Here is a 14249-nt window from a genome sequence, read left to right as displayed (position 1 = left end):
AAAAGGATTGATTAGCGAGAACGGTATAACAACTAAAACTCTATGCTAGTTTCTCGTTGAACACCACAAATGAGATAACGTTGCTACCATAAAAAAGCCGCCTTTATTCAGGCGGCTTTGATATTAATGGAAGGTGAATATTACACCGTTATACCCTTTTTATGAACAACGTCTGCCCACGCAGTGGTAATCGCCACGCGAGATTTGCTGTCTAGGTTATCGATGAATCCATTGTCACCCGCCTGAGGGTCAAAGCCACTCATGGCTTGTACCAGCGCATCAATTGCACTCTCAGACAAGGTGGTGTACTCACGTTCACCCGTCGCGTCTTTCTCACCCATTGCGATGATCACCTGCGCTCGATTACCGTTAAAGTAATCACTGAACGTCACCGAACCAATATGCTCAAACTTCGCTTGGTCACTGTCACTTGCCGGGTCACGAAGAATAGACAACTTCAGGTCGTATCCGCTGCGTTCGAACCACAGCTTCTGCCAATCAATACCATTGAAGACAATGTTATCTTCGCTGCGAATGTCTTCAACAAGGTTGTCGATAACATCACCGCTCACCACAAAGCTGTCCACATCCGTGCCACCTTTGAACGTATTTTGATAACCACCCAACACCATCAGATCGCGCCCTTCGCCACCGTTGAATTGACTGAACTTAGAAATGGCCGCTGCGATAAGATGATCCTCGCCCTCACCGCCATTCAACACCGCGTGATAGCCCATTAGCTTCACAACATCGTTGCCAGCGCTTGCATTGATACGGTTGTAGTTACCGAAGACATTGGCAAAGTCATCGCCAGCGCCTAGCTCTACTTGGTTGTTGTTGCCAATCGTCACGGAGTAGTCTTGATCGTCACCCGTATCCACACGGTTGAAGTTGCCAGACGTCACCACGTAGTCACGGCCTGAGCCGGTGTCAATCTCACCGCCCTCACCAAAGACAAACGACTGGTCATCACCGGCACCAAGGAAGACATGGTTAATGCGTCCTGCAACCACTGCCGTGTCGTTGCCATCACCACCAAACATCATGTTTTCACGTCCCATCAGAACGCCCATGTCATTGCCTTCGCCGCCCGTGAAGATGTTTGACGTGCCTGTTGCGTAGAACACATCATCGCCTCGTCCACCCCAGAAGTTGTTGTTGTCTCCTAGATACGCACCGAGATCTTTACCATCACCACCCCAGTTGAAGTTGTAGTTTCCTAGGGAGAGGTTGATATCGCCATCACCTTGGAGATGACCACTGTTACGAAGGAAATCAAACGTTTTCTCTTTCATGTTCAGCAGATCAGCGGTGAGATTCTCTTTGAGATTTGCCACCAGCGATTTCATCTCTTTCTGCTTGTCTTGACTAAAAATAGTGGCAAACAAGTTAGGCAGGTTAAGTGAGTTAAAGCCGAAGGCACGATCTGGCGTTTCTGTTGTTTCAGTGCTGCCATCAGCCACAGTCGCACCTTGCGTACTGTTTAAGGTCTCACCATTGAGAGAAACCGAAGGCTTACTCTCTTCCTCTTCTGGCGCTTTCTCTTTCAGTCCATGAGTTTCAGCAAAAGACTTAATGCCATCTGCCCCCATGTTGATACCCGCCTCTAGGCTATTTACTAGCTTGGTAGGATCAACAAAGGCTTGCAGTTGGTCACCACTGAACTCACCAATGACCTCCAACATCTCTTTGAGAATCGCCACGCCATCAACGGCTTCACCATTACGCGAAACAATGTGACCTGACGCGGTGTAATCCACGCCAAAAATATCCGCCAGCGTGGTCTCTGCACCCACGCCAGCTAACTGACCTAATAGCTTATTCTTAAGCTGACGAGGCAAATCTTCTGGCGTGTAGGTGAAGGTTGTTTTGGCCTGACCCGTGGCAGAGAACTGCTGTGTCATGAGGCCAAATAGTGAACCTAGGTTGGTATCCAAAATAGACTGGATGTTGTCACCAAACATGAAGTTCCAGTTACCTGTCGTCACTTGGATATCCGCACCTTGACCACCCACGGCAAAGTTAAACGCAAGCTTCTCATTGGCTTGACGCAGCTTATCTGCACGGCTGAGCTTGCTGGTGTCATTGTTACCGTTGCCGCTTAGCCATTGGTTGTACTGCTTGTTCAGAGCTGCTTCTGCATCGTGCTTCAAGCCACGGCTACTGCGCTCATTCTGCGAGTCCAGTTCAACCAAGCTGGTGTAATCAACACTGCTGCTCTGATCCAAACCAGACATATCTTTGACGAACTTTTTCGCACCAGACAATGTCCATTGCTGTTCTTGAGCCGCAAGCCAATCTTTGCCCTCACCCGAAGTGGCAATGCTTTGTAGCACACCCGAAATACGAGCGGCACCGTCAAACGGGTTGACCAATGGCGGAGTCGGAATTGACTTATCCATCATCACAATCAGATCATTGCTTCGACCTTTGTTGAAGCTCACGTTGCGATTACCGATGAACATTTGCGCACCTTCTAGTGCCTGATAACCACCAATATCGAAGCTGTGCTTACTCTCACCATTGCCGATGTGAATCATGACGTTATTGTCACCAAAGGCCAACGACTTAAAGCCACCCGTGCCGACTTTGATACCCACATTCGATGTGCCCCAGTTCACTGCGGTAAACTCACCATCACCCACGTTGACTTGAATATTACCTGAGTAGCTGAGCTTGTTGTTTGCAGAAGAAGATGAGGTCTCTGTCTCCGCTTTGCGTTTTTCTGGCGCATCAAACACATCGTTGTTGTCACCAATCGCACCACGAGCTGGCTCGTCAACGTCGCTGATACCAATACGAGATAAATCGATGTCGCCTTCCGCAATACCATTGCGAATACGCTCATCCTTGGCAACAACTTCACCTTGACCATTCCAACTTAGCAAAACTTTGCTGTTTATAGCCTTGTTAACCCAAGAATCCTTTCCATCAAAATAAAGTTTTCGTCCCATTTCATTGATGTAAACTTTGGCACTGCGAACAGAAACATCGACACGAAGACCATTCACATCCATCGCGTTAATAAACTGATGACCAAAGCCTTTTTGCTTGTCGTCACTCACCAAAGAGCAGCCAACAATACTGATATGATCTGGCTTACTGCTGACATTTTCCGCTTGATTAAACGACTGCTGGAACTTGGCCAATTTCACAGCCAGCTCATCAGCACTGTAACCACTTAAACGTGTGTTGTTACTTTCTGAGTGGTCACGACCATGACCCACTAACTGCCAGCGTAGCTTTCCATCCAGTTTTGATGGATCGCCATACACCACGCGATAGTTACCATCAGAATCGAGCTGCACCACCACACTGCTTTCTGGGTGCTTGCCCGCAAGGTTCGCAGCCGCTTTTGCAGCAACAGCATCGTTCTCCATTTGCACGATGATTTGACCATCAAAACGGGTTTCGCCACCGTCTGCTGTCGGAGTCACGACAACACGTTCCCAATCATTCACATTTTGATTGTGAAGTATTTTTCCATCAGCCAATGCTTCTTTCGTGACATCTACGATTTTTGCATTGCCATCGACATCTGAAGTACCAGTTTTTTTAATCGGTGTCGCGTCAAACACAGGCAAATCGAGGATTCCCTGCATAGTGGTCTTATCGCCAAATGTTGGCTTATAACTCGCTAATGTGTTGCCATCCATTACCACCACACGGTTGAAGATCGGCTCCCCTGCGGCGTTTTTACCCAATTCGTAGCGTTGAGCCATGTCCAGATCGGACTTGCCGAAGAAACGCGTTAGGTAGGCGCTAAACTTCTCTGCTGATGAGAACTCTACGATGCCAGCATTTGGATCATAGAAGCCGTAAACCCGCTCGTCACCAGAGCCTTTCGCCCAAGCCGCCATTGCGTGTTTCGGTGCATCAAGTTCCAACAAAACAGGTTTACCGTTAGCTGATGCATCCGTGATTTTCTCAACCACACCGTTTACGGTCAGCGCTTGCTTGCCTTCCAGCTTTTCCTGCCACACTTTCATCGACGTATCATGCATTGGGTTCTTCGCATGAATGGCCGCCAAGCTGCTGAGCAACTTGCTTGCATTGGCTTTTTCACTGTCTGAGTAAAGCGTTGGATTGCTCAGCACCGCTGCCGCTGAGTACATCTTCTCCAACAGTTGTCTTGCCACACCAACTTGACCATCGTTTTCCAGCTGTTTCGCAACCAAAACGAGTTTAGAAAGTGGGTCACAACGTCCTCCAAAACCGTCATTCGCTAGATTCAACAGCATTAACTGTGGCGCGAGTTGTTCAGTTGCTTTCGCATCCACAACACCAGCAGAAGCAATCTCACGGAACAATCGGTTGTACTTCTCAGACTTGTTCTGGAACGTCACTTTCAGTGCACGACTTTCAATTTCCCAAGCAAGCGCACCTTTTTGCTCTTCACTCCAGTTGCCTTTAACAAACAAATCCACCAGTTGCTTGATGCTCATATCTGAGCGGAAGCCGTCAACGATGTCCTTCGCATGGTCGTTTTTGTAACCATTTAGGAAATCTTTGGTAGTGCGAATGTCTTTCGCTTTACCCGGTACGCTCGTATCTGGTTTCAGCGCGTCGCCATAGCGTTTAAAGTCTTTCTCTAGCCCTTTCAGCACTTCGCCCGCTTCTACCGCTGCTTGCTCTGCATTGAACAGACCGGAGACAATTTGATCCGCGTACTGACCCATCAAGCGGTTGCTCGCTTCGTGGCCATAGAAGGTTTGTTCACCCGTGACGTTGTAGCCAGCAATCGCGAGTTTAGCTCGTAGCTTCTCGCCTTCTTCGCCTAAGCCTTCGTTGTCCGTTAGCAGCAGAATCGGCGTCTCTTTTGGCAAGCCTTTTAGGTTCTTCTCCACTGAGAACTGGCCGTTAACCGCTTTCGCGATAGCCCCCACAATGCCCGCTGGATTCGCCACTTCATGAGCGGTGATCGCTTTGGTCATACTTGGCATAGGACGATCAAGCAATAAGCCAGAAACCGCTTGGCCATTTTGCGCTGCATAACGGGCTAGATCTGCGGCAATTGGACCACCCATTGAGTAGCCGTGAATGATGATGTTGCTTGGGTCAATACCCTTGTCATTCACTAGGTAGTTGAACATGGTGCGAGCATCTTGGTACAAGCCTTTTTCGCTTGGTCCGCCGTCGCTTTCACCATAGCCACGCAGGTTGACTGCGAGCATGTCGATACCTTGCTTCTGGTAGTGGTTGCGAATTGCGCTCGCTTGCTCTTCAGCAGAAGAACCAGAACCGTGCAGGAACAATACGACTTTGCCGCTGGTCGCGCTTGTTTCACCTTTGCTTGAAGCCGCTCCCTGATGGTAATACCCCGTTAGACGGCCAGCTTCCCCTTTGAGGGTGACTTTCTGCGATTCACCATTTTCTACCGCATGGTCAAGTAGGGTTTGCGTGATCTCACCTATCTTACGACGCGCGTCTTTCTCACCGTATAGCTCATTGTTGAGGAATCGAGTCAACGGGCTAAGAGATTCTTTATCGCGCGGTGGTGTGCCATCATTTTCAATCGCCACGTTTTCTTTGCGCTTCTCATTTCCTGACAAGGCATCGAGTAGATCAGTGGCTTGATGACTTTGCTTCTTCGCGGCAATTTCAAGCTGAGCTTCCTGCAGCGCCTGACCAAAGTTGAAAAGCTCTGTCGGCGTCCAAACGCCAAACTTAGGTCGCCATGTGTGGCCAATAAGTTTGTCAGCGCCACCCGCTTTCAACACTTTTGCGACTGTACTTGAGCAGTTTTTGGTCAACAACTGATAGCGAGCATCCGGATCGTTACTTAGACGGTTCCATTCAGCTTGCATCGCCGCCACATCCAACCCTTCTAGGTTAATGCGGAACACTCGGCCTTCATCTGCTTGGCTGGCCTTAAAGGCTTCAATTTCTTCTAGCGCTCTTTCAGCAAACAGACGAACCACGTTGTCGATACGTTTTTCCACAAGGGCTGGGTCACCGCTTGCCTGAGCTTGTTTCTGTAGCTCTTCAGCAAAACGGTTTGCTACGTCCATCATGTCGTAGCTGGTGTCATTCCATTGGTCGACGAATGGCTGGAAAACATGCGCTGGAATGCCTGTCGATGCAAGCATATCCGGATTGCCCAATAGTACACTCGCATAACCTTCAGAAGCGTCTTTGTATGAAGCATCGATACCTTTCGCGGCGTTGAGCTTCTCGACAAAGCGTTTCAGCTTAGTTTCACCATCATTCAAACCAAAGCCGTCGTTTTCTTCCGATGCCATATCGTGCTCAAGTGTGTCATTTTGATGAGCTGGTTGGCTGAAATCGCTCCAACGCAATTTAAGATCAGGCTGATCTTCTGTTGCAACGTTGAAGATATTGCGAATATTGGATGACTTGCTACCTAGTGGCCACCAACTCACATAATTCTGCTTGTTGAAGTCTGCCGCGGCTTGACCTTCAAGCTGCGTGCGACCTTGGCCAATTTGCAATGCGGCATGACCTAGTGCGCTGTGATCACTCGGCTTCCAGATGTACATGGTTGCGCTCACTGGCGACATGTGCTGTTCAATCGCTTGGTGTACTTTGTTTAAACCAGCGATATCAATACCTTTACCATCTTTTGCCAGATCGTTTGCAGAAAGCCCTGCGAAGATCGTATCGGCAACGACTTGACCATATTCATGACTTACGGCTGCTTTTACTTTTTCAAGTACAGCATCGCTACCGCCTAGCTTGTCGATATTGGCAAGATTGCCTTTACCCTTAGTGACAAAATCGCCGTTTCCATCCAGATACAGATGTTTACTCTCTTTCAAGTTGGCGTTATCAAGCTGGTCATACAGATGGCTAAAGCTATCATGAGCTTTGATGCTTTGCTCAGAGACCACAAGCACAGAGACGGCTTCTAGACGGGAATTCACCTGATTTAACAGTGCGTTCATTGCTTGCACACGGCCAGAATCCGGATGCCCAAGCACATAGCCTTCAACCTGTTTACGTAGGTTGAGCAGTTTTTCCACAGATGTCAGTTCATAGTCTGCGTGTTCAGCCGTACTCGCATGATACTCAGTCAGAGCGTCGATCACTTGTTGGTAACTTTCACCGCGAACTTTACCGCTTACATGAGCAGCATCGAGCAGCTCAGTCACAGACATCAGTTCTACATTGGCATTGTACGTCCAAGCACCGTCTTCTTTTTGCGCTAAAATTCGCGTGCGGCCATCGTGATGCGAGAGCACCTTGTTATCCACTAAGAACAGCTCATCTGGCATCTGCTCGAAGTTGTCAAAGTTTGCCAAGATAAAGCGCTCAATGGATTTTTGTTGAGCTGCATCTTCTGGATTATCAAGCAGAATGGTCTTGCTCTTTCCATCGGTTCCCGGCCACGAACGAACTTCAAAACCTTCTTCGCCTTCTTGCACTAACAGGTTGCGCTCAGTACGAAGTGAATAGAATGGTAGAGATTCACGCAACATGCTATCGATCGCACTTAGCTTCACATCCAGCTCAACCAGCGTATCGGCTTTGTAACCATCTGGATTGTCGGCCAAAAGATCAGCTTGTTTTTCGTGACTCAACGCATCAAAGCGTACTTTAACGGCAACACCTGCATCAGTAAGTCTGCGCCCAATATCTTCGACAGGAATATCTTTGTATGCTGAGACTGGCTTATCCAGCAGTCGAATTTCACCCACTAGTCCTTCGCGTTGCAATTGACGCAGCGCAGGAAGCTCAACATTCCAGAAATAGTTACCAAGACGCATGCCGCCTTCCGCGATGACATAAACATCATTTTGTGCGCCCGTCGCATAGACTGAACTCCAAAAACCTGTATTGCTGAACGTTGCTGCATCAATTGACGATTTCAATTGATTTTGCTCTGCGTTATCTGGGTCAAGGAACATGCCCCCCCAACGCATTAATTGCTTGTTTAGGTCGATTGCAAACGCATTGCCCTTAACATCAATGTCGTACACTACCTTTTTGCCATCAGCTTGCGCATTGTCGAGTACGTTTCGGTATTCCTTAAAGTTTCTACCAGACCAGAACGAAACAATGCTTTTCTCACCGTGTGGCGCTTCAAAACTATAACCATAGCTCTCAAGCTTGGTGAGAAATTCAACGCGTTTGTCCCAGTCATAATCGAGCGTCGCTTCAACAAACAAAGTGGCTAATGCTTGCGCTTGATCTTTCGGTACTTGGTTGTCAGTGTGTTCGATGTAGCCACCAACAAATTGAATCATGCGCTCCTTGGCTTCATCAGAGACATCGGCATCGACGCGCTCAAAACCTGGAACTGGTACATACTTATCTGTCGCCGCATCATTATCGGTGTCTAGCCAGCGATAAAGATTCGCCACTTTTTCTGCGCGAGCAGACACAAGCGATTCAGCAGTGTCATGCGAAGCTTCACCAAGCCCTTCTAGGTTCACCCCTGAAATGCGGATCTCTTTTCGGACCACATCCTGAGACGCAGCGGTTGGCACCACAATGCTGTCGGAGTTTGTTTCGGTGAACATTGAGCTGATTGTGCTACTGCTGTTCTTTCCGCGAATACCTGCGTTAATTTGCAGACGGTTCACTGCGTTTGTCGCACCTTCCAGCGCTTCTTGCTCTTGTTCGCTTAGACCTTCACTGAATCGACCATCGGCGTTTGTTTGGCTGTCATTGGTGACATGACTGCCCGTTTCGCCAGCGCCTTCTACGCGATGAGCGTTACCCGAAAGGCCGCTGCCAGTCACGCCTTCGCGGTCAGGGCGATCGCCTTCATTCTGCTTCGTCCCTTTTGCATCTTTTTGCGCTTGGTTGGCTTTATTTTCGGCATTCATCGCATCACGATCACCACGCGATTGCGCGTCGTTTGCTGCGCTGTGTGCGTCGGATTCGGCCTGTTTCGCATCGTTACTTTTCGCCATAGCATCGGCTTGGCGTGTTTCTGCATCGGCTTTAGCATCAGCAATGTCTTGCTCTGCGCCTGCTCGATTTTGCTCACCTTTTGCGACACCCGCTTCAGACTTCGCAACGGACTCTTTAACTTTGCTGTTATTGTCAGACTGCGTCTGCTTCGCTGCAGCAATCTTGTCATTGGCGAGCTGCTTGGCATCGTCGAGCTGGCGTTGAACGCCATCGAGCAGACCACCGGCAAAATCGTTGCGCCATTGGTCGCCTGACTCACCAGTATGCGTTGCTTGGCCATCAAGCACGTCGAGACCTTGCGCCAGTTTTGTCAACTCAGCGGTCACGGCTTCCGACTCTTCTTTCACCGCATCACGTTGAGCTTGACCGTTATTTTCTAACGCTTGTTGGTCGGTCGACTCCAACTGACTTTGTGAACCCGCGACAGCATCAAGCTGTTTCTGCTTTTCTTGTTCAAGACGTTGGCGATCCGCTTCTGCGCGCTCTTTATCTGATAGGGCATTCTGCGACGCTTGATTTTGTGTCGCGTGCTCACTCACTGCATTGGCTTGTTGCGACGATTCCGATTTCGCCACGACATTATCTAGGATATAGCCCAGTCCATCATTTTGGCCTGTGCCTTTGAATTCGATTCGGTTACTGCCGGCATGTGCGGTCAGTTTTAAGGTTTTTTGCTGCCAAGCAGAGGCGTCACCAGACGATGAGAAGACGACTTCGCCGTTCCAAAGAACTTCAATACCTTCGTTATTCGATAGACCTGCACGTTTTGCAAAATCAAAGCTCACAGCAATGACTTCGCCTTCCGTTAGATCGGTCAGATCTTGATAGAGACTGGTGTTGGTGTAGGTATCCAGTTCCGTCACACGTGCGCCATGCCCTTCACCATTCACGCCATAGACGTTGCCCGAATAGGAAGCTTCAACACCGTGTGTCGATTTCCACCCTTGATCACCTTGCTCAAAATCACCATTCACAATGAGATTCGGGGCTTGAGTTTGATCAGAAGAGCCGTCAACGTCGAGCGCATTTTGCATCTTGTTGAGATCTGGGGTATCTACCTTAGTGACACTGCCTGTAAGGCTATCACCCAAGTCCGAGCCCACTTCTTCAATGGCATCCATTTGGAAACCATCCAACTTAGTGATTTCAGGTGTTGCAATCGCACCACGGCCTTTTTGCGTACCGGATGACGATGCTTCATCACCTTGAACCAAGTAGTTGATCGCTTGGCTACCACCGACACCAAGTACGGTTTGCTTGATATTATCAAACAGTGCCGAGAGCTTGTTGCTGCTGGTGTTGCTTGACGCAACGGCCAAGCTGTAGAAATCACCGTTGCCGATTTTGATTGCGACGTTATTTTGTGCGTAAGAAGCGTTAATGCCTAGGCCATCACCAATATGAATATTGGCGTTCGCTTTGCCTTTCATCACGGCAACATTCAAGCCATCACCCACTTTGGTGTTGATGTTATATTTGCCCCAAGCAACGTTAACAGATACACCATCACCGACTTTGGTATTGATGTTGGCATCACCATAGGCGGCTGTCACGCTCAAGCCATCACCGACGGTGGTGGTGATATTGGCTTTGCCTTTTGCTGCCGTCACCTGCATACCATCACCCACTTTGGTGACAATGTTGCCTTTGCTCCAAAGTGCGTTAAAGCTGTCACCATCACCTACTTGGGTCACGATATTGGCTTCACCTTTTGCCAGCACCACGTTACGGCCATTACCCACTTTAGTAATGACGTTCGCTTTGCCCCAAGCTCCGGTGTAGTCGTCGCCATTGCCCACATGAGTAATGATGTTGGCTTTACCTTGCACCACGGAGACTTCTTGGCCATCCCCCACTTTGGTGATGACGTTGGCTTCACCTTTGGCAAAGTTATAGCGATCACCGTCGCCCACTTGGGTAAACACGTTTGCTTGCCCCCAAGCGACATTGACGCCCAAACCATCACCGACTTTGGTAATGATGTTTGCCTTGCCCTTGGCAATACCAATGGTCGTGCCATCTCCGACATGAGTCATCACGTTGCCAATATCGGAAATCAACAACCCTACCGTGGTGCCTTCGCCCACTTTGGTTAGGATATTGCCTTTACCAGCCAAGACAGCCGCGGTTGTTGCATCGCCCACATGAGTCACGACGTTGGCTTTTGCTGCCGCTACAACGCCCATGAAATCATCACCCACTTTGGTGACAATATTGGCTTCGCCCAGCGCTAAAACGCCCGTTAGACCATCGCCGACGTGTGTCATGATGTTGGCTTTACCGAACATCGCCGCTAAGGTTGTGCCGTTACCGACCTTAGTCATCACGTTCACTTCGCCTGCGAATATTCCTAGGCTGGTTCCATCACCGACATGGGTGTAGATGTTGGCTTTACCGACCATCAGAGCCGCAGTGAGATCATCGCCCACTTTGGTCATGATGTTGGCTTGACCGATCATTGCAGCAAACGTGCTGCCACTGCCTACGTGAGTGAAGATATTGGCGTTACCAACCATTGCAGCCAGTGTGGTTCCGTTACCCACTTTTGTCGCAACGTTGCCTTTGGCTAACATCAGTGCGACCGACATGCCATCACCAATGTGAGTGAAGACGTTGGCTTCTGCCACCATTAAGGCTAGCGCATCACCGTTGCCGACTTTTGTAAAGACGTTACCCAAACCGCCCATCAGCGCCCAAGCATTCCCTTCGCCCACATGGGTAAAGATGTTGCCGGCACCAATCATGACCGCAATAGAGGTTCCATCACCCACTTTGGTGAAGATGTTACCCGCCGCGCCCATTACACCAAGAGTTTGGCCATCACCAACATGCGTTAGTACGTTACCCACACCAAGCATAATGCCTGTTGTGTCACCGTTACCCACTTTGGTGAGGATATTCGCACCGCCGACCATTACGCCTGTTGTTGTGCCATCGCCCACATGCGTCAGCACGTTTGCGCCACCGCCCATCACCGCAAGGGCATTCCCTTTGCCTTTTTTGGTGAGAATGTTGGCTCCGCCTAGGGCTACCGCTGTGGTGTTCGAGGTTTCGTTGTCGCCGCTGATGTGGGTAATCACGTTTGCGCCGCCCAGCATACCTGCGGTTAGATCGCCGTCACCCACTTTGGTGAGCACGTTTGCGCCGCCAGCCAGTACCGATGCTACATCACCTTTACCCACTTGCGTCATCACGTTGAAGCCGCCCGCCGCTAACCACAAGCCGTTGCCAGAGCCAATTTGGGTATGGGTGTTGTAACCCCCGAGCATGACGACACGGCTGTTACCATTGCCTTTGTGCACGGAAATGTTGCCGTAAGCCAGCAAATGCGCAAGGTATTGACCATCGCCAATACGAACCAATACGTTTACCGCTCCGCCCGCGTAAACATCCATCTTGCCTTGCTTACTTTGGTGAACCAACACGTTCGCCAAACCCGCACCGCGGAAGGTAAGATCCCCTTCCTCGCCACTTTTGACAATCACGTTTGCTGCGCCACCACCGTTGAACTCGGTATTACCGAATTGCGAACTGTGGAGGATGACGTTAGCGATACCGCCACCATTAAAGTAGACATTGCCGCGAGTCACATTGGACTTAATGACGTTGCCGCCACCCGCACCATTGAAATACACATCACCAGAGCTTTCACCGCTATCGGTCGCTGGCTTAAACAAGGTTTGATCGGTGTACTCGTCGATATCGGCCACGGTTTCACTGGTGCTTCTTACCGCGTTTACGCTGTAATGCAGATCGCTGAGTGAATAGCCACCTTTGCCCATCGAGTGATATCCGTTTGCAGACGAAATATCTTCATTGGCGAGGTCTGCGGTATGATTGCCTTCTTTGTACCAAGAGCGAGCTTGATACTTAAGCGCCCCTGTTTTGGGATCATTAGCAAGTTCAACCACCACAATTTTTGTGTAAGGTCCAAGCACTTTTGCGTAAACATAAGTGTTTGGTTTGCGGTTTGATTTCACCGCTTGAACATCAACTGTCGTCCCATCTGTCGAGATGGCAGTGCCGCCCATTTTCGCCTCTGACAATGCCACATCTTTCGCATCAATCAGTGCACCATTAGCGTAGGTCACCCACTCATATTCGGTCAGGTCTTTCTCAACCGCGTGAACGGTTAACGATTGCTGATGTTCAACTTTGAGGTCAGATAGCGTGTAGGCGCCATTGATATTAACGGCTGTGAAACCACCGTTGTCGGAAATGTCTTGATTCGCTAAGTTGCTTAGATGGTTACCCTCTTTATACCAAGCCGTAGAGTAATATTTCAGTTCTCCAGTTTGAGGATCATTGCGTAACTGTACTTTGTTAATTTTGGTATACGTAGAGTCTGCGAAAGCAAAAAGATATGTATTAGGCTCGCTAGCCGATTTCACCGCTGTGACATGATGATCTTGCCCTATCCATGAGCCACTCATCACGGCCTTAGTTAATACAATCTCATCAGCCTTAGCATTGGTCATGCCTTCTTTCGCAAAGTCATTTCCAGAACCTTTACGAATAATGGTGTTGTACGCACCGCCACCCGAGAAATGAATGTCACCATGAGCCACATCAGAGTAAAGACTGTTGTAACCACCGACACCTTCAAAGCGAATATTGCCGCGTGTTTGCGCGTAAACATCTTCCGCTTGGCGTGTACGCTCAATGCGGTTTGATGCCCCCGCACCTTGCAAGGTAACATCGCCTACTTTGCCTTTACGGACCAAATGGTTGTCAGCACCAGCACCACGGAAAGTAATGTTGCCGGTTTCAACACGTGAACTGATGCTGTTTGCCGCGCCAGCGCCATCAAACGTCACATCACCACGAGAATCTTGATAGCGGTTAAACCAAGTACGGTCTAGTTTATTGCCCGCACCTGCACCAGCAAAAGAGAGATTACCTTGGTTGGTTTCATGCCAAAGGGCATTATAACCGCCAGCGCCTTTAAAGGTGACGTTGCCGCTCAAACCTTTGCGGGTAATGCCATTATAAGCCGCTGCGCCGCCATAATTGACATCACCATGATTACCTAGGTGATCAATCGACACACCGCCAGCGGCGCCGGCAAATGACACATTGCCATCGCCACTTTTGTTAATGTCTGCATACCCAGCAGCACCTTTGACAGAAAGGTGCCCACTGGTGTCTTCCACTCTTAGATATGCCGAACCGCCTACGACCGTATCGTTGCCGCTGCCGGTATAAACCGTTGCACCAATCGATCCGACAGTGACATGATCATCACCACCGTAGGCATGGATTTCTCCACCAAAACCGATGGCAACAATACTGTTGTTGCCATCGTCGGCGGAATAGTTCCCTGTGAAGAAGTATTCAACACTTCTCCAAAATGGTTTTCCCATAAGCCA

1 protein-coding gene is annotated in these 14249 nt (G+C 49.4%); it reads right to left on the bottom strand.

Annotation, left to right across the window (positions count from 1 at the left end; all coding sequences use genetic code 11):
- Positions 1–140 precede the first annotated feature (140 nt).
- Positions 141–14243, bottom strand: coding sequence for an MARTX multifunctional-autoprocessing repeats-in-toxin holotoxin RtxA (gene rtxA, locus AOT11_RS20635; protein WP_017422691.1), 14103 nt, complete (start codon positions 14241–14243; stop codon positions 141–143).
- Positions 14244–14249: the final 6 nt, after the last annotated feature.

Source organism: Vibrio vulnificus NBRC 15645 = ATCC 27562 (assembly GCF_002224265.1).
GTDB classification, from domain to species: domain Bacteria; phylum Pseudomonadota; class Gammaproteobacteria; order Enterobacterales; family Vibrionaceae; genus Vibrio; species Vibrio vulnificus.
This window is presented reverse-complemented; position numbering and strand designations above follow the sequence as displayed.

What these genes read in the sequence shown, in the direction of transcription:
- rtxA (WP_017422691.1), bottom strand. Translation starts at nt 14,243, where the DNA reads ATGGGAAAACCATTTTGGAGAAGTGTTGAATACTTCTTCACAGGGAAC.